The sequence below is a fragment of the Streptomyces sp. NPDC002446 genome (genome assembly GCF_053595675.1).
On record NZ_JBSFYC010000014.1, the window covers coordinates 64889 to 83432 of the forward strand.

Below are 18544 nucleotides of genomic sequence, written 5' to 3' on the forward strand. Positions count from 1 at the left end.
CACCCCAGCTGACGGTCGGTCATATCGCGGACCCGCCCCCGGCCCACAGCCCCTCCGGGGTGAGCCCCAGCAGCTCGATCGCGTTCCCCCGCACGATCCGTTCCACGACATCCGGCGGCAGATGGCCCATCTGGGACTCGCCGACCTCCCGCGACGTGGGCCATGTCGAGTCCGAGTGCGGGTAGTCGGTCTCGTACAGGACGTTGCCGGCGCCGATCGCGTCCAGGCTGCGCAGGCCGAAGGCGTCGTCGAAGAAGCAGCCGTAGACGTGCTCGGCGAAGAGTTCGGACGGCGGGCGCAGGACCTTGTCGGCGACGCCGCCCCAGGCGCGGTTCTCCTCCCAGACCACGTTCGCGCGCTCCAGGACGTACGGGATCCAGCCGATCTGCCCCTCGGCGTACATGATCCTCAGTTCGGGGAAGCGGTCGAACTTGCCGCTCATCAGCCAGTCGACCATCGAGAAGCAGCAGTTGGCGAAGGTGATCGTGGAGCCGACGGCGGGCGGCGCGTCGGCCGAGGTCGACGGCATCTTCGACGAGGAGCCGATGTGCATGGCGATGACCGTGCCGGTCTCGGCGCAGGCGCGCAGGAACGGGTCCCAGTAGTCGGTGTGGATGCTGGGCAGCCCCAGATGCGGCGGGATCTCGCTGAAGCAGACCGCCCGTACACCGCGGGCCGCGTTGCGCCGCACCTCCGCGGCGGCCAGTTCCGCGTCCCACAGGGGGATCAGGGTGAGCGGGATCAGCCGGCCGTGCGCCTGCGGGCCGCACCACTCCTCCACCATCCAGTCGTTGTACGCCCGCACCCCCAGCAGCCCGAGCTCGCGGTCCTTCGCCTCGGTGAAGGTCTGGCCGCAGAAGCGGGGGAAGGTGGGGAAACACAGGGCGGACTGGACGTGATTGACGTCCATGTCGGCGAGGCGCTCGGGCACGCTGAACGACCCCGGGCGCATCTGCTCGTAGGTGATCCCTTCGAGTCTGACCTCCTCGCGGGAGTAGCCGACGGCGGTGTCGAGGCGGGTCAGCGGGCGCTGCAGGTCCTCGTAGACCCACCAGTCGGCTATCGGGCCGTCGTCACCGGGGGCGCCCATCTTCGGGGCGAACCTGCCGCCCACGAAGGTCATCTCCTTCACGGGCGCCCGGACGATGCGCGGGCCGGTCTCCTGGTACTTCGACGGGAGCCGGTCCCGCCAGACGTTGGGGGGCTCCACCGTGTGGTCGTCCACCGAGATGATCTTGGGGAAGGTCTCCATGGCGGATACGGTAGCGCCGATCTGACGATCCGTCAGTAAACGGCGGAGGAGTGGCCGGGAGCGCGGGGCGCACGCGGAGCGCGGGGCTCCGCGCCCCGGCCGTACACCGCCGCGGTCCCGCCCTCGTCGGCCGGGGAGGCTTTGTGCACGGTCCGGACCCCTACTGACGGAAGAGGCCGCGACAAGGCAGACTGGCCGTTGCACACAGCGAGAAGGCGCATACAGCGTGGTCAACTGGCACAGGGCAGGGGGACACCATGGACGACGGTCCGGGTCGGGAGCGGCTCCGCTTCACCGTGCTCGGTCCCGTACGGGCCTGGCGCGGCGCAACGCCGCTGGCAGCGGGCTCCCCGCAGCAGCGCGCGCTGCTCGCCGCACTGCTGCTGCGCGGCGGACGCACCGCCACCGCGCCCGAGCTCGTCGACGCCCTGTGGGGTGACGAACCGCCGCATGCCGCGCTCGCGGCGCTGCGCACCTACGCCTCCCGGCTGCGCAAGGCGCTGGGCGCGGACGCCGAAGCGCTGGTCAGCGAGTCCGGCGGCTATGCGATCCGGCCGGTGGACGGCCGCCCCCTGGACCTCGACCACGATCACGCCGAGCAGTACGCGGCCGAGGCGGAGAAGGCCAAGGCGTCCGGCGACCGCGGCCGCGCCCGGGAACTCCTCGACAAGGCCCTGGCGCTGTGGGACGGCGAGCCGCTGGCCGGCCTGGCCGGCCCGTACGCCGAGACCCAGCGCACCCGCCTGCACGAATGGCGGCTGTCCCTCACGGAGGCCCGCCTCGAACTCGTCCTGGAGGCCGGCTGCCACGCCGAGGCGGTCTCCGAGCTCACCGCGCTCACGGCCGCCCATCCGCTGCGCGAGCGGCTGCGCGAACTGCTGATGCTGGCGCTGTACCGCAGCGGGCGGCAGGCCGAGGCGCTCGCCGTCTACGCCGACACCCGCCGGCTGCTGGCCGACGAGCTGGGCGTCGATCCGTGCACCTCGCTCTCCGAGCTCCAGCAGCGCATCCTGCGGGCCGACACGGACCTGGACGCGCCGCCCGTCGTCATCGACGGACCGGACGCCGCCGACCATGTCGTCGTACGCCCCCAGCAACTCCCGGCGACCGTCGCCGACTTCACCGGCCGCACCGCCTTCGTCTCCGAGCTCGGCCGGCAACTGGCCACCGCCGAGGGCAGCGTGATGGCGGTCTCCGCGCTCACCGGCATCGGCGGCGTCGGCAAGACCACCCTCGCCGTGCACGTCGCCCACGCCGCCCGCGAGCACTTCCCCGACGGCCAGCTCTACGTCGACCTCCAGGGCGCCGGCCACACCCCCTCCGAACCGGAGGCGGTCCTGGGCGCCTTCCTGCGCGCCCTGGGCACCTCCGACGCGTCCATCCCGGACGGCCTGGAGGAGCGCTCGGCGCTCTACCGCTCGACGCTGGCGGGGCGGCGGGTGCTGGCACTGCTCGACAATGCGCGCGACGCGGCCCAGGTACGGCCGCTGCTCCCGGGGTCGGAGGGGTGTGCGGCGCTGATCACCAGCCGGGCCCGGCTGATCGACCTGGCGGGCGCGTATCTGATCGACGTCGATGTGATGAGCCCCGAGGAGGCGCTGAACCTCTTCACCCGCATCGTCGGCGAGGAGCGCGTCAACGCCGAACGGCAGTCCGCGATGGCGGTGGTCGGCGCCTGCGGCTTCCTGCCCCTGGCCATCCGCATCGCGGCCTCCCGGCTCGCCGCGCGCCGTACGTGGACCGTCTCCACCCTCGCCCGCAAGCTCGCCGACGAGCGCCGCCGGCTGGACGAGCTGCGCGCCGGCGACCTCGCCGTCACGGCCACCTTCGAACTCGGCTACGGCCAGCTGGAGCCCCACCAGGCCCGCGCGTTCCGCCTGCTGGGTCTCGCCGACGGCCCGGACATCTCGCTGGCCGCCGCGGCCGCGCTCCTCGACATGGACATCGAGTCCGCGGAAGACCTCATCGAGTCCCTCGTCGACGCCAGTCTGCTGGAGTCCGCCGCCCCCGGCCGCTACCGCTTCCACGACCTGGTGCGGCTGTACGCGCGCGCCTGCGCGGAACGCGACGAGCAGCCGCCCGCGGAACGGGACGCGGCGCTCTCCCGGCTGCTGGACTTCTACCTGGCGACGGCCAAGGAGGTCTACACCCTGGAGCGTCCGGGCGACCGGCTCGCCGACCACATGGCGCGTCCGCAGTACGCGGGGCTGGTCTTCACCGACCGCATAGGCGCCCTGGAATGGCTCTTCGGGGAGGCCCGCTGCCTGATGGCCTGCGCACAGCAGTCCGCCGGGCCCGCGAGCCTGCGGCGCGCGGTGGACCTGCTGCTGCTGGCGCAGGACCTCGCGGAGTCGGGCGCCGACTCCCGGCAGTACGAGCAGGTGAACATGGCGCTGCTGGAGGCCGCGCGCGCCACGGACGACCAGCGCGCCCAGGCCCGCATCCACGTCGCGCTCACCAATGTCCACACCCTGGCCGGGCGGTTCGACAAGGCCGACGAGCACGCCCAGTCGGCCATGCTCCTCGGGCTGGCCACCGACGACGCGTTCGCCTCCTCCTACGCCCCCAACGACCGCGGCATCATCGCGAACTCGCAGAACCGCCACGCCGACGCCGAGGCCTACCTCACCCAGGCGCTGACCGCCTTCCGCGCGGACCGCAACAAGCCGTCGGAGGCCAGCGCGCTGTGCAACCTCTCGCGGGTCCACCTGGCCACCAACAGGGTGGACACCGCGATCCGGCTGGCCCAGGAGGGCATCGCGATCTACCGGGAGCTCGGCGCCACCCGCCGGCTGGCCAACGGCATGTACGCGCTCGGGCTGGCCTTCACCCGCGCGAAGCGGCTGGAGGACGCCACGGAGCAGCTGAACAAGGCGCTGGCCGTCTTCCAGGCGAGCCGGCAGCGGTTCTGGGAGGGCATGACCTACTTCCGGCTGGCCGAGGCGGACCTGACGGCCGGTCACCCCGCCCAGGCCGCCAACCACGCCGAGCAGGCACTCACCGCGCTGCGCGCCATCGGCGGCGAGTGGTGGCACGCCAATGTCCTGACGCTGCTGGGGCGGGCCCTGGACGGGGTCGGGCAGTCCGGGCGGGCCCGGGTGTGCTGGCAGGAGGCGCTGACGGTCTTCGAGCGGCTGGGCTCGCCGGAGTGCGCGGTGGTGCAGAACCTGCTGCGGCCCGTCGCGGCCGCGTGACCTGCGCCGACGCTTTTGCCGGCGGTGCACGGCGGGCGTAGACGCGGACGTTTATCGATCGTTCATCGCCACACGCCAGGCTCTACTCACCGACCCGCCGCCTCGGGGGGCAAGCGGTTCGGTGAGTTGGCCCCACCGTTATGGTGTTCGGCCCCGACGCACCTGTCCGGCGACCCACGGGGGAGTCGCCGGCCGGGTGGGCCGGTATCAAGCGCCCAAACACTGGAGTTGATCAGCTTGGCCACCGAGAACACCCAGCAGCCCGGCGAGCGGGACATCATCAAGCCGCTCGACCACCACCAGCCGATCCTCGGCCCCAAGGGGCGCCGCATCGTCGGCAAGCAGGACCAGCCGGTGACGCCCGGGGAAGAGATCACGACGCTCGACCACCACCAGCCCATCGGCAAGCCCATCGGCGATGCCCTGGGCGAGTCCAAGTAAAGAACCGCGCACGACGGTTCGGGGGATCGCAGGGGCCGTTTCGATGGCATGGAGGGGAGCCATCGAAAGCGGCCCCTGCGGCGTATCCGCACCCTGGGAGATCCGGCCGCGCCACCGCACTTTCCGGCCACGTATTCGAACATTCGCTCGTGCGAACCCCGGCTGCTCCCTACCCTCTACGCACAACCACGTCACCCGTCACGGAGGAACGCGCATGACCCGCACGCACAAGGCCGTCGTCCTCGCCGCACTCACGGTCGCCGCCGCGACCACGGCCGCGGCACCGGCGATGGCCGACTCGCACGACCGGTCCGGCGAGATCTCGACCTTCGACCACCACGCTCCGATCACCGGGCACCTCCTCTCGCCCGCGGACCTCACCGCCGAGGACGGCCACCGCCCCTGATCCACCGGGCACTTCGGCGCCCCTCGGGGCTCCATGTCGCACAGCGAGCCGGCAGCGAGACCATGCGCAGCGCATGGCCCCGCTGCCGGCTCGCTTGACGCGCGCCTCGTGCCCACCGCCGCACACCCCGGGAAACCGATACCTGACGCTCCGTCAGTTTCGCTGCTACAGTCGCGCCATTCGGGACGGCCGGGGCACCGGGGCCGCCGACCGGACCCGTTCCGCCCTGCTCATGGTCAGGAGGCGCGCCGTGTTCGAAGCCGCTCGTGTGCAGACACTGCAGACTCTCTGGGAACTGGTCGAGTACCGGGCCCGGGCCTCGCGCGGGGCACCGATGTTCTTCGACGAGGGCGGGCGGACCGTCACCTTCGACGGCGTACGGGACCAGGCGCTGCGGGTGGCGGCCGGGTTCCGGGAGCTGGGGATCGGGGCCGGGACCCGGGTGGCGTGGCAGCTGCCGACGCGGATCGACACGGTGATCGCCTCGCTGGCGCTGGCCCGGCTCGGAGCCGTACAGACACCCCTCATTCCGCTCCACCGGGAGCGCGAAGTCGGTTTCATCCTGGCGGAGTCGGCGGCGGAGTTCGTGCTCGTACCGGGCGTATGGCGGGGGTTCGACCACACCGCGATGGTGCGCAGGGTCGCCGGGGACGGGGTGCGGGTGGTCACGGTGGCGGGCGGGCTGCCGGCGGGGGACGTGGGCGGGATCGGCGAGGCGGCCCCGGCGCCCCGGGACGGCGGGACGCGATGGATCTACTACACCTCCGGCACGACCTCGTCCCCCAAGGGCGTCGAACACACCGATGCCACCCTCATCGCCGGCGGTGCGGGGCTGGCCACCGCACTCGGCATGTCCCCGCGGGACATCGGCTCGATCGCCTTCCCTTACGCGCATATCGCCGGCCCCGACTATGTCGTCGCCATGCTGGTCGGCGGCTTTCCCGCGGTCGTCCTGGACAGCTTCGAGCCGGGCCGCGCGGCCGCCGTCTACCGGCGTCGGGGCGTCACCATGGCCGGCGGCAGCACCGCCTTCTACCAGGCGTTCCTGGACGAGTCGCGGCGCTACCGCAAGGAGCAGCCGCACGCCGGACGGCTGATCCCGTCGCTGCGGCTCCTGTCGGGCGGCGGGGCGCCGATGCCACCGGAGCTGTACGCGGCGGCCGGGCGGGAGCTGGAGTGCGCGATCGTGCACGGGTACGGGATGACCGAGTGCCCGATGATCACGATGGGGACGCCGTACGACAGCGACGACCAGCTGGCACGGACGGTGGGCAAGCCGGTGGCGGGCGCGCGGATACGCATCGTCCGGGCGGACGGGAGCGAGGCCCGGACGGGCGAGCCGGGTGAGGTGACGCTCAAGGGGCCGATGCTCTTCCGGCGCTACACCGACCCCGCGCTGACCGCCGAGGCGTTCGACACCGACGGCTACTTCCACACCGGCGACCTGGGACGGCTGCGCCCCGACGGGCACCTGGTGCTCACCGGGCGGCTCAAGGACATCATCATCCGCAAGGGCGAGAACATCTCCGCGCAGGAGATCGAGGACCTGGTGCACACCCATCCGGCCGTGGCGCAGGCGGCGGTGATCGGGCTGCCGGACCGTGAGCGCGGCGAGCGGGTGTGCGCGGTGATCACGCCCGCCGATCCGGCCGCCCCGGCGCTCACCCTCGGCGCGCTGACCGCGCATCTGCGGGCGGCCGGGCTGATGACGCAGAAGCTCCCGGAACAGCTGGAGATCACCGAGGAGCTGCCGCGCGGGGGGCCGCTGAACAAGGTCCTCAAGGCGGCACTGCGGGAGCGCTACACGCGGTGACCGGGCGCGGGCCCACGCGGGGACGCGGAACGGACCGGGGACGGGGCGGCTCGGGGGGCCGGGCGGTGTGGCGATGAGTTCCGGGCGGCCGGGCGGTCTTCACTGGGAGGGGCGGTGCCGGTGTCCGGACCGGTGCCCCCGCCCCCGGAGCGGAAGGAACCCGGAGGATGACCGAGACGCCCCAGATGATCGACTTCGCGGCGCAGACCCGGCTGGTGTCGCGGCTCGCCGCACGGACCGCCGACGAGCAGCTCGATGCGCCCACACCGTGCGAGCAGTACGCCGTACGCCACCTCCTGGGCCATCTCGTCGCACTGGCCGCCGCCTTCCAGGACGTGGCCCGCAAGGAGCTCGGGCCGGCGACCGGCACCTCCCCCGACGCGTTCCGGCCCGATGCCGGGCCCGGCTGGCGCGCCGAGCTGGACCGGAACCTCGCGGGGATGGCGGAGGCCTGGCGCGCCCCGGAGGCGTGGCAGGGCGAGACCGAGGCGGGCGGCGTCCCCCTGCCGGGCTCCGTGGCGGGCCGGATCGCACTCAACGAGCTGGTGCTGCACGGCTGGGACCTGGCGCGCGCCACCGGCCAGGAGTACACGCCGGACGCCGACAGCCTCCGGGTCTCGTACGCCCTGCTGGCGTCCTGGGCCGAGGGCGGCACCGGCGGCCTGTTCGGCGCGGTCGTCCCCGTCCCCGACGACGCCCCGCTCCTCGACAAGGCGGTGGCCCTCAGCGGCCGCCGGCCGGACTGGACACCGCCGGCGGACTAGCGTCCGTCCGACGGGTCAGGGCCGGGGCGCGCGGAGGGCACTGGGCGCCCGCGCTCAGCTGACGGCGGCCCCGAACCACCGCGGCAGCCGGCCGAGCAGGTCCTGCTGGTCCTCGCCGACCCACGCCACATGGCCGTCCGGCCGCAGCAGCACCGCGGGCACGTCCAGCTCCTCGCCGACGTCGACGACGTGGTCGACCCGGTCCGCCCAGCCCGCCACCGAGAGCCGGCCGGTCTGGTCGAGCAGCAGCCCGCGGCCGCCGCGCATCAGCTCGTACAGGCGCCCCCGCTTCAGCCCCACGTCCCGCATCCGCCGGCCCAGCAGCTCATGCCCCGCGCCGAAGTCGTAGCGGACCCCGATCGCGGTGATCTTCTCGATCAGGTACCGGTTGACGTCCTCGAAGTCCATCAGCTCCGCCACCAGCCGGCGCACCGCCTGGGGTCCCGGCTCGGTGGACATCAGCTGCATCTGCGCACGGGTGTTGTCCAGCACGTCGGCGGCCACCGGGTGCCGTTCGGCGTGGTAGCTGTCCAGCAGCCCCTCCGGCGCCCAGCCGCCGACCTCGGCGGCCAGCTTCCAGCCGAGGTTGAACGCGTCCTGGATGCCGAGGTTGAGGCCCTGACCGCCGGCCGGCGGGTGGATGTGCGCCGCGTCGCCGGCCAGCAGCACCCGGCCGACCCGGTAGCGCTCGGCCTGCCGGGTGCCGTCGCCGAAGCGGGAGAGCCAGCGCGGCGAGTGCACACCGAAGTCGGTGCCGGCGACCGCCCGCAGCTGCTGCTTGAACTCCTCGAAGGTCGGCGGGACCGTGCGGTCCTCGGCCATCCCCGCGGCGGGCACCACGACACGGTGCACCCCCTCCCCGAAGGGCGTGATGCCGAACCGCTTCTGGGTCTTGCGTACTTCGGCCATCACCGAGGCCACCGTCTCCGGCTCCGCGGCCACCTGCATCTCGCCCAGCAGCGTCTCGACCCTGGCCGGCTCACCGGGGAAGCCGACGCCGAGCAGCTTGCGCACCGTGCTGCGGCCGCCGTCGCAGCCGACGAGGTAGCGGGCGCGCAGCCGCTCGCCTCCACCTCCCCCGGCTACGCCCCCACTGGCGAGTTCGACGGTCACCCCGTCCTCGTCCTGGCTCAGCCCGACCACCTCGCAGCCGCGCCGGATCTCGGCGCCGAGCTCGACGGCGCGCTCGGCCAGCAGCCGATCGGTGAGGGTCTGCGGGATGCCGAGGACATAGCCGTGCGCGGTGTCCAGGCCGGGCGCGGGCTTGTCGATGCCGGCGAAGAAACCGCCGACCGGGTACTGCCGGCCGTGTGCGAGGAACCGCTCCAGCAGACCGCGCTGGTCCATCACCTCGATGCTGCGCACATGCAGACCGAGGGCGCGGACGACCGGCGTCGGCTCCTCCTGCTTGTCCAGCACGAGCACGCGCACGCCGTGCAGCCGCAGCTCGGCGGCCAACATCAAGCCGGTCGGTCCGCCGCCGGCGACCACCACGTCGATCATCAAGAGCTCTCCCGTTTCCGCAGGTTGTGGCTACGGCGGGAGATTCTGCGGCATGACCGGGGCCTTGCCGCAAGGCCCCCAGTGCGCTATATGTTGAGAGTGGCAAGGAGTGGGTGACCTCCTTGCCTTTGCTTTTTGTGGTCCGCTTTCGTGGTCCGCTGCGGAACGGGACAGCCTCCCCGCGCGGCGGCGGCGCGCGCCGCCGGGCCGCCGGATCACACGGGCGCGGGCCCCGGGACTCCGTTCCGCAGCCGGGTCTTGAGGACCTTGCCGCTGGCGTTGCGCGGGAGCTCGGGGACGAAGGCGACCTCGCGCGGGACCTTGTAGTTGGCCATCTCGCGGCGGGACCAGGCGATCAGGTCGTCGGCGGTGAGCGAGGAGCCGGCGCGGCGGACCGCATAGGCCTTGCCGACCTCGCCGAGGCGGGGGTCGGGTATGCCGATGACGGCGACCTCGGCGATGTCCGGGTGGCGGCCGAGGAGTTGCTCTATTTCGGCGGGGTAGGCGTTGAAGCCGCCGACGATGAACATGTCCTTGATCCGGTCGGTGATCCGCAGGTTGCCGGCCGCGTCCAGGACGCCCACATCGCCGGTGCGCAGCCAGCCGTCGCGGGTGATCGCGCGGGCCGTGCCGGCCGGGTCCTCGAAGTAGCCGGACATCACGTGGTAGCCGCGGACCAGCACCTCGCCGGGCTCGCCGGGCGCCATCGGGCGGCCCGCGGCGTCGACGACCCGGATCTCGGTGCCGGGCAGGGCACGGCCCGACGTCGCGGCGATGACCTCGGGCGGATCGCCGCGGCGGCACATCGTGACGATGCCCGAGCTCTCCGAAAGGCCGTATGCCGTAAGGACGGTGGAGATCCGCAGTTCGCTGCGGAGCCGCTCGACGAGCTGCAGGGGGACGACGGCGGCGCCGGTGACCACCAGGCGCAGTGCGGACAGGTCGTGCAGGGCGCGGTCGGGGTGGTCGAGGAGCTGCTGGTGGAGGGTGGGCGGGCCGGGGAGTACGGAGATCCGCTCGGCGGCGATGTTGGCGAGCGCGGTCTGCACGCTGAAGACCGGCTGCGGAACCATCGTTGCACCGCGCAGCAGGCAGGCGATGACCCCGGCCTTGTAGCCGAAGGTGTGGAAGAACGGGTTGATGATCAGGTAGCGGTCGCCCTCCCGGAGGCCGGCCAGTTCGCTCCAGACGTCGTAGGCGCGCAGGGTCTGGGCGTGCGTGATCACGGCGCCTTTGGGGTGACCGGTCGTGCCGGAGGTGAAGACGATGTCCGAGGGCGCGTCGGGGCGCAGTGCGTCGGCGCGGGCGCGGACCGCCTCGGCGGGGACGCGGGCGCCGCCGGCGAGGAAGTCCCGCCAGGTGAGGAAGTCGGCCGGGGCGTCCTCGGAGAGCACCACGACCTTCTCCAGCGCCGGCAGTCCGGGCAGCGGGCCCCGGCCGGTGCCTTCCCGGGCGGCGCGGCGGAGCGAGGCGACGTAGGACGTGCCGAGGAACGTGCCGGTGACGAAGAGCAGCCTGGCGCGGGTGCGGCCGAGGACGTAGGCGGCTTCGGTGCCCTTGAAGCGGGTGTTGACGGGGACCAGGACGGCGCCGGCGGTCACCGCCCCGAGGGCGGAGACGATCCAGTCGAGGGTGTTGGGCGCCCATACGGCGACGCGGTCGCCGGGCGCGACCCCGGAGGCGATACAGGCGGCCGCGGCCCGCTCCACCCGCTCGCCCAGCTCGGCGTACGACACCCGGGTGCGGCCCTCGACGACGGCCTCCCGGGAGCCGTACCGCCGGGCGGCCGTGCGTACCAGCCGGGGGATGGCGCCGTACGCCAGGTCCGCCCGCGCGTCCACGTCGTCGTGCATCGCACTGCCTTCCGCCGAAGAGTGACCGACCACTAGCTGACTGTCCGTCAGATTAGCGGTAGCCTCCTGCGCTGTCAGCACTGGCGACCGACCACGGAGGTGGCGATGGGGGCGACCCTCAAGGACGCTACGGCGATAGCCGGCATCGGGCAGACTCCGTTCGCCAGGCAACTCCCCGAATCCGAGAAGACCCTGGCCTGCCGGGCTATCCTCGCGGCGCTGGACGACGCCGGGATCGCCCCGTCGGAGGTCGACGCCTTCGCCTCCTACACCATGGAGGAGACCGACGAGGTCGAGATAGCCAAGGCCGTCGGCGCCGGGGACGTCACCCACTTCTCCAAGGTCGGCTACGGCGGCGGGGGCTCCTGCGCGACGGTGGCCCATCTGGCCGCCGCCATCGCCACCGGGCAGGCGGGCGTCGGCGTGGCCTGGCGCTCCCGCAAGCGCGGCTCGGGACCGCGGCCCTGGAAGAACACCCACGTCCAGCTGCCGACCCCGGGGCAGTGGACCCGGCCCTTCGGACTGCTGCGCCCCGCCGACGAGATCGGCATGCTGGCCCGCCGCTATATGCACGAATACGGCGCCACCCGCGACCACCTCTTCAACGTCGCGCTCGCCTGCCGCAACCGCGCCAACCAGAACCCGGCCGCGATCATGTACGACCGCCCCCTGACCCGCGAGATGTATATGACCGCCCGCTGGATCAGCGAGCCGCTCTGCCTCTTCGACAACTGCCTGGAGACGGACGGCGCGCTGGCCTGCGTCGTGGTCGCAGCCGAGCGCGCCCGCGACTGCCGCCACCGGCCCGTCTACGTCCACTCCGCCGCCCAGGGCCTGCCCGCCCAGCACCACGGCATGGTCAACTACTGGAACGACGACCCGCTCACCGGCCCCGCCTGGACCGCCGCCCGGCACCTGTGGAAGGGCGCCGACCTCGGACCGCAGGACATCGACGTGGCACAGATCTATGACGCGTTCACCCCCCTGATCCCGCTCTCCCTGGAGGGCTACGGCTTCTGCGGGCGCGGCGAGGGGGCCGCCTTCACCGAGGGCGGCGCGCTGGAGATCGGCGGCCGGCTCCCCCTCAACACCGGCGGCGGCGGCCTCTCCGAGGCGTATGTACACGGTTTCAACCTGATCACCGAAGGCGTCAAACAGCTGCGCGGCACCAGCACCGCGCAGGTCCCCGACGCCGCCACCTGCCTGGTGACCGCGGGCGAGGGCGTCCCCACCTCGGCCCTGCTGCTGAGGAGTTGAGGTTTGATGAGTGCGCGTGAACCCGTTCGTGAAGCCATGACCCCAAGCGTGCCAGCCGCCACTGACAATCGGCCCGGCACCGACTCCGACCTGCTGCTTCCCGTCCCCGACGACGACGGCGCACCGTTCTGGGAGTACGCCGCCAGGGGCGAACTGCGGGTGCAGGCCTGCTCCGGCTGCGACGAGCTGCGCTTCCCGCCCCGGCCCTGCTGCCCGCACTGCCAGTCCTTCGACGCCCACTGGCGGCGCATGAGCGGCCGCGGACGCATCTGGTCCTACGTCCTTCCGCACCCGCCGCTGCTGCCCGCCTACGCCGCACAGCCCGGCTACAACGCGATCGTCGTGGAGCTGGCCGAGGCCCCGCGCATCCGCCTCGTCGGCAACCTCGTCGCCGCCGCCGACGCCCCCCTCAACTCCGTCGCCCCGTCCCGGCTGCGCATCGGCGCCCCGGTGAAGGCGGTCTTCCACACGCTGCCCGGCGGCGTGACCGTGCCCCGCTGGCTCCTGGAGCGGCCGTGACGATCCGTACGGAGATCAGGGACGGGGTCGCGCTGGTCACCCTCGACCGGCCGGAGCGGCACAATGCGATCGACCTCGCCACCGCCGGTGAACTCGCCGCCACCTGGCGGGAGTTCCGCTTCGACGACTCCGTACGGGCCGTGGTGGTCACCGGGGCCGGCGGCCGCGCCTTCAGCACCGGAATCGACCGCTCCGCCGTGGTCCCCCAGCCGTCCTCCCCCTACTCCCTCGACGACCCGCTGCGCCGCATCGGCCCGAAGTCCAACGACCTGTGGAAGCCGGTCATCGCCGCTGTCGACGGCATGGCCTGCGGCGGCGCCTTCTACCTCCTGGGGGAGGCCGAGTTCCTCATCGCCTCCGAGAACGCCACCTTCTTCGACCCGCACACCACCTACGGGATGGTCAGCGCGTACGAGTCCGTCTACATGGCGCAGCGGATGCCCCTGGGGGAGATCGCCCGGCTGTCCCTGATGGGCACGGCGGAGCGGCTCGGCGCGGCACGCGCATACGAGATCGGCCTGGTCTCCGAGCTGACCGCGCCCGGCGCCGCGGCCGAGGTGGCGCTGCGCCGTGCGGCCGCCGTCGCCGCGCAGCCGACCGAGGCGGTCCAGGGCACCGTACGCGCCCTGTGGGCGGCCAAGGAGGCGGCCAGGTCGCAGGCCCTGGCGCAGGCCCCCCAGCTGATCGCGCTGGGCAATCTGCCCCCGGACCGCCAGGCCGAGCTCTTCGCCGCCCGCAAGCGGGACGGCCGACGGGACGGGTAACGGGACGGCCGGCCCCTCACATACGGGTCTTCTGCGCCCGGGTGATCTGGCAGGTGAACCAGAACCGCCCGATGGACGACTGGTTGACGGTGTACTTGGCCGTGTAGGTCTCGGTGTCGCCGGGGCCCACGATGATGGACCGCTCGTGCAGCCCGTACGCCTTGCCGTCGGCCGGCCTGGCCTTCATCCAGTTGACGGCCATGTCGTAGGAGAAGCTGTCGGTCGACGACGGGTTGGTGATGGAGACCGTGTACGTGAACTGGCGCAGCGAATTGGAGAAGTCGCAGCCGGTGCCGGTGACGTCCGACCGCCCGTCCGGGTCGAAGGTCTCCTGCGTCGGGGAGGGCGAGTAGGAGTCCGTCGGGTATCCCGTGGGCGTCGAGCCGTACGGGTCGTAGCTGCTGGAGGACGAAGGGCTCGGGAAGTTCGTCGGCACATGGACCCGTGGCCTGCTGATACAGCCGCTGACCGTGGCGACCGTGGCGAGCACCAGGCCACCGGCGACCGCCGCCCTGATGCCCCTACGGGCACCACCGCGGATGCCCATGCCTGTGCGTGTGCGCTGCTTCATCCGACCGTCCCCCGTGGAAACTCTGAGCCCGCCACCCGTGGGTTGACGCGTGCACGGCACCCTAGCAAGAGCGGGTGACAACCCGTACGGGCCCCTGCGACGCGGCTGGCCGTACTTGTCTAGCGAGTGCAGACGGGCAGGCGTAGCGTCGGTCACGGAGGACGACAGGACGACCCTAAGCGAGGCGACGCCCGTGGTGCGCAACGTTCTCGGGTCCCTGATCGCCCTCGTCGGAGCGACGGCCGCCGTCTGGAGCCCCTTCCGTCCCTGGTACGACGGCCGTCACGGCAGCGACGTCCGGATCGAGGACCTCTTCAACGGCATCACCCGCCACGGCGCCGCGCTCTTCGGCTCCGTCCTGCTGCCCATGGCCTTCGCCGCGGTGCTGACCCTGATCGGCGTCGCGCTGCGCTCCCGGGCGCTGGTCGCCCTCGCGAGCGTGGTCGTCCTCGGGTTCACGATCCTGTGGATGGTCCGCCAGGGGCAGGCCGCGAGCGAGCTGACCGCCGGGGCCCGCGGTCTGGGCGTGGGTGTGGCCAACGCCCTGGGCGGCGGTGCGCTGATGCTGCTCGGCGCCCTGATCATGCGGGGCCGCGGCCGCGGCGCGTACGGCCGCGGATCCGGCCGGCACCGCGACGAGCGGCGCCCTGACGAGCCGTACTACGACGATCGGCGCGAGGGCGAGCGGCAGTACGACGAAGGGCACTACGGCCGTTACGCACCCCACGACCGCTACGGCGGGCGCACGCCCTATCCCCCCTCCGCCTATCCGCCGGCGACGCCCGAACCATGGGACGCGGGCCGCCCGGGCGCGGAGGAGTGGGACCCGGAGCCGTACGCCGCCGGCCAGGGCGGTCCCCCGCCGGGCCGCGCCGACGGCCCTTACGGGGAGCCCGGTGACACCCCGACCGCTCCCCTGCCGGTCACCGAACCCCCGCCGACCATGCCCTCCCGCCGGCTGCGCCCCACGCCCCCGGTGGAGTGGGGCAAGGAACACCGCAGGCCGCAGCCGCAGCAGCCCGAGGAGCGGAAACCCGAAGGAACCCAGCAGCCACAACGGCCCCCGGAGGAACGGGAGTAGCCGGACAGGCCCTCAGGCCCTCCGCGCCAGCCCCGTCCCCTTCGCCGCGTCCAGTGCGTACACGCAGCGGTCCTTGCTACAGGCGTAGACGACCCCGCCGACGGCCACCGGCGAGCCGGTGATCTCGCCGCCGGTCTCCAGCTTCCAGCGCAGCTGGCCGCCCATCGCATCGAGCGTGTACAGGCAGTGGTCGGCCGAGCCGAAGTGCACCCGGCCCTCGGCGACGACCGGCGCGCCCACGACCTCCGCGCCGGCCTGGAACCGCCAGCGCGGGGTACCGGTCACCGCGTCCAGCGTGTAGAGCGCCTTGCCGCTGCCCAGGTGGACCGCACCGTGCGCGACCAGCACCGGTTCGGTGGACTGCCGGGCCTCGGTGGCGATCCGCCAGCGGTCGCGGCCGTCCGCCGCGTCCAGCGCGTAGACCGTGCCGAGGTAGTCCGCCAGATAGACCCCGCCGCCGGTGACGGCCGGTCCGGGGGCGAAGGCGGGCGGGGCCAGGAACACCGCGGGCGCCTCGAAGTGCCAGCGCACGTCACCGCGCGCGATGTCGATGGCCAGCACCCGGGTCCCGGCCACCACATAGACCACACCGTCCGACGCGGGCAGCAGCCGCATCGGTACCCCGCCGCAGGCCGCCGCGTCCCCCACCGGGTACGACCAGCGCTCGGCGCCCGTACGGGCCTCCAGCGCCTTCAGCCGCGCGTCGGCCCACACGAACACCGTGCCCTCGTGCACCACGGGACCGGCCTCGGCGCTCTCGAAGTCGGTCTGGACGCCGCCGATCTCCCACAGCAGCTCACCGTTGGCGGCCTCCCAGGCCTGGACGCCGCCGCCGCGGGTGCTGGTGACGACGGTCCCGCGGTCGGCCTTGAGGGCGTAGACCCAGCCGTCGGTGTTCAGCCGCCAGCGCTCGGTGCCGTCGGCGGCGTCCAGCGCGTACAGACTCGGACCGTCCGAGGCGTGGATCCGCCCGTCGGCGACCGCCATCGCCCAGGCGACGTCACGGGTCTTGAACTTGCGGCGGCCGCTGGCCACATCGAGCGCGTGCACCTCGAAGGACGTGACGTAGAGCAGATCGCCGTCCACGGTGGGCGTGCCCCACACGTCGTTCGACATACGGAACCGCCAGGGGCGCCAGCGGCCCGGCTCGGCGGGCGGCGCCTCGGCCGGGGCGGCCGGCTGCGCGGCGGCGCCCTGCTGCGGCGCACCGGCCACCGGGCCGCCACCGGGGGGCCGTACCCAGTTCGTCGCGGCACCGGCCTGCCCGCGCGGCTGCGGCTCGCGGGCGTCGACGCGCGGTCCCGGCCCTATCGGGGCGGGCGAGCCACCGAGGTGGACCGGACCGGCGGCGCCCTCCGCGGAGGGCGTGGCGGCCGGGGACGGTGCGGCGGCGGGCGGTGCCGCGGAGACCGGGGTCATGCGGGCCGTCGAGACGTCCGGGCCGAGCGGGGCGGGCTGCGGCATCGGGCCGGGGTGGCCGCCGCGCGGGTCGCCGCCCCGGTGCGCCTCGGGGCCGGCACCGATCCGGCCGGGCCAGCCGGCCTGCGCCCCCGCGGCGGCGGGCGCGTTCCCGGGCCGCGGCGGCGCCTGTACGGGCCGTGGTGCGGGCATCGGGGGCGACGCGGGCGGGGCCGGCGGCGCGGCGGGCGCGGGACGGCCGGAGCCGCGTACGGAGCTCGCCCGCTGGGTGTCCTTCGGTACGGAGGAGCGGCCGCCGCGCCGGCTCTCGATGAGCGCCACCGCGCCGGGCGGCAGCCAGGCCGAGGCGGTACCGCTGTCGTCGCTGCCGGAGCCGAAGAGGTGCGGGGCGAGCTGGGACTGCAGATCGGCCGGGGAGGGCCGGTGGCCGGCCTCCATCTGCATACAGGACTCCAGGAGCGGACGCAGTTCGTCCGGCAGCCCGGTCAGGTCGGGGCCCTCGCGCAGCAGCATGAAGACGGTCTCGACGGGGTTGGCGCCGTGGAACGGCGCGTGCCCGGTGGCGGCGAACACCAGCGTCGAGCCGAGGGAGAAGACATCGCTCGCACCCGTGACGCTGCGTGAGTCACGGGCCTGCTCGGGCGACATATAGGCGGGCGTGCCGACGGCCACGTTGGTCATCGTCAGACGGGTGTTGGACACCCCGGAGGCGATACCGAAGTCGATCACCCGGGGGCCGTCCTCGACGACCAGCACATTCGACGGTTTCAGGTCGCGGTGGACCAGGCCCGCGCCGTGGATGGACTGCAGCGCCTCGGCGATCCCGGCCGCCAGCCAGCGCACCGCCTGGGCCGGCAGCGGCCCGCACTCATTGACTATTTCCTCGAGGGAGGGCGCGGGGACGTACGCCGTCGCCAGCCACGGCACCGCGGCCCGCGGATCCGCGTCGACGACCGCCGCGGTGTAGAAGCCGCTGACCGCGCGGGCCGCCTCGACCTCGCGTGTGAAGCGGACCCGGAACAGCTGGTCCTCGGCGAGCTCGGTGCGCACCGTCTTGATCGCCACGCGCCGGCCGGACGCCGAGCGCGCCAGATAGACCAGTCCCATGCCGCCGGCCCCGAGACGGCCGAGCACCTCGAACGGCCCGATCCGCCGGGGATCGTGCTGCGTCAGCTGCTTCAGCTGCTCCACCACTTGCCTGCCACCTCCCCGTGGGGCGTAAAAGAGACTCTCAATAGCCACGAGCCGCCGAGAGCCACTGCCCCGTGCAGCGTCTCACCGCCTGGCCGAACCGGCCGTACGCGTGCTGATTCTTCCTGGCCGAGCCGACGGTTGCGAACCCGGGGCCTGTCCGCCGTGTCATGGCATGCCCCCCGCGACCCGCAACGGGCCTGTTACCCGACGTAACCCAACCTCGCCTGACGTGCTCCGATACGTCCGCCGACGGATGACCATCGAGGGGTTACCGGCGAGTTATGGCTCCCCCTTGCGCGATACCGCCCGATATACGGACGTGCACCGCCCCGTTTGACGGCCCGCCGGCCATGCCCCCACAGTCGCCGCGTCGTCGCCCCCCGTCACCTTCTCCGGCCCCACCGCCCAATTCTGCGCCGCCGACCGCCACTTCGACGCCAGAACGCTCCGTCCGGCGTGGCGAGGACCGCTCACGCAGGCAGGAGTGGAGACCGCCGCGGCGGCCATATGCCC

The 18544-nt window shown here is 73.3% G+C and carries 14 protein-coding genes; 9 read left to right on the forward strand and 5 right to left on the reverse strand.

From position 1 onward, the window contains the following. Positions 1-19 precede the first annotated feature (19 nt). Complete coding sequence (locus ACWD6P_RS11160; protein WP_451443762.1) at positions 20-1252, reverse strand: amidohydrolase family protein; 1233 nt, start codon at positions 1250-1252, stop codon at positions 20-22. Between the two features lie 257 nt (positions 1253-1509). Here ACWD6P_RS11160 and ACWD6P_RS11165 point away from each other — a divergent pair, with 257 nt between their 5' ends. The 5 genes from ACWD6P_RS11165 (at position 1510) to ACWD6P_RS11185 (ending at position 7870) form a co-directional block, all read left to right on the forward strand. Beyond that, entirely contained in the window at positions 1510-4446 is a 2937-nt protein-coding gene (locus tag ACWD6P_RS11165) for a BTAD domain-containing putative transcriptional regulator (protein WP_451443763.1), read from the forward strand. 237 nt (positions 4447-4683) lie between these two features. Next, entirely contained in the window at positions 4684-4887 is a 204-nt protein-coding gene (locus ACWD6P_RS11170; RefSeq protein WP_451443764.1) for a hypothetical protein, read from the forward strand. Positions 4888-5101: 214 nt separating this feature from the next. Continuing rightward, positions 5102-5293: a hypothetical protein gene (locus ACWD6P_RS11175; protein WP_451443765.1), complete on the forward strand. Its 192-nt coding sequence runs from the start codon at positions 5102-5104 to the stop codon at positions 5291-5293. Positions 5294-5525: 232 nt separating this feature from the next. Continuing rightward, entirely contained in the window at positions 5526-7106 is a 1581-nt protein-coding gene (locus tag ACWD6P_RS11180) for a class I adenylate-forming enzyme family protein (RefSeq protein WP_451443766.1), read from the forward strand. Positions 7107-7273: 167 nt separating this feature from the next. Further along, on the forward strand, positions 7274-7870 hold the full coding sequence (locus ACWD6P_RS11185) for a TIGR03086 family metal-binding protein (RefSeq protein WP_451443767.1): 597 nt from the start codon (positions 7274-7276) through the stop codon (positions 7868-7870). Positions 7871-7924: 54 nt separating this feature from the next. On the opposite strand, the gene rox is transcribed toward ACWD6P_RS11185, so the two are convergent. Both rox and ACWD6P_RS11195 read right to left on the reverse strand, forming a co-directional pair. Further along, the gene (gene rox, locus ACWD6P_RS11190; protein ID WP_451443768.1) at positions 7925-9373 is read right to left on the reverse strand and encodes a rifampin monooxygenase; all 1449 of its coding nucleotides are present in this window, start codon (positions 9371-9373) and stop codon (positions 7925-7927) included. A gap of 215 nt (positions 9374-9588) precedes the next feature. Further along, complete coding sequence (locus ACWD6P_RS11195; RefSeq protein WP_451443769.1) at positions 9589-11226, reverse strand: FadD3 family acyl-CoA ligase; 1638 nt, start codon at positions 11224-11226, stop codon at positions 9589-9591. A gap of 105 nt (positions 11227-11331) precedes the next feature. On the opposite strand from ACWD6P_RS11195, the gene ACWD6P_RS11200 reads away from it, so the two are divergent. From ACWD6P_RS11200 to ACWD6P_RS11210, 3 genes are read left to right on the forward strand one after another with little or no spacing between them, the layout of a single operon-like run. Continuing rightward, a complete protein-coding gene (locus tag ACWD6P_RS11200; protein WP_451443770.1) occupies positions 11332-12483 on the forward strand; it encodes a lipid-transfer protein in 1152 nt (383 codons plus the stop codon). A gap of 36 nt (positions 12484-12519) precedes the next feature. Further along, positions 12520-13002 (forward strand): Zn-ribbon domain-containing OB-fold protein, encoded by a 483-nt coding sequence (locus ACWD6P_RS11205; RefSeq protein WP_451443771.1) that lies wholly within the window; start codon positions 12520-12522, stop codon positions 13000-13002. Beyond that, positions 12999-13766 carry an enoyl-CoA hydratase/isomerase family protein gene (locus ACWD6P_RS11210; RefSeq protein ID WP_451443772.1) on the forward strand — a complete coding sequence of 256 codons (768 nt, stop codon included), beginning with the start codon at positions 12999-13001 and terminating at the stop codon, positions 13764-13766. Before ACWD6P_RS11205 ends, ACWD6P_RS11210 begins: the two co-directional genes overlap by 4 nt. 16 nt (positions 13767-13782) lie before the next feature. Here the strand turns inward: ACWD6P_RS11210 and ACWD6P_RS11215 are convergent, their stop codons facing one another. Next, positions 13783-14337, reverse strand: a complete 555-nt coding sequence (locus ACWD6P_RS11215) for a hypothetical protein (protein WP_451443773.1) — start codon at positions 14335-14337, stop codon at positions 13783-13785. Positions 14338-14530: 193 nt separating this feature from the next. Here ACWD6P_RS11215 and ACWD6P_RS11220 point away from each other — a divergent pair, with 193 nt between their 5' ends. Then, positions 14531-15418 carry a hypothetical protein gene (locus ACWD6P_RS11220; RefSeq protein WP_451443774.1) on the forward strand — a complete coding sequence of 296 codons (888 nt, stop codon included), beginning with the start codon at positions 14531-14533 and terminating at the stop codon, positions 15416-15418. Between the two features lie 12 nt (positions 15419-15430). On the opposite strand, the gene ACWD6P_RS11225 is transcribed toward ACWD6P_RS11220, so the two are convergent. Continuing rightward, a complete protein-coding gene (locus tag ACWD6P_RS11225) occupies positions 15431-18031 on the reverse strand; it encodes an outer membrane protein assembly factor BamB family protein (protein ID WP_451443775.1) in 2601 nt (866 codons plus the stop codon). Positions 18032-18544 lie beyond the last annotated feature (513 nt).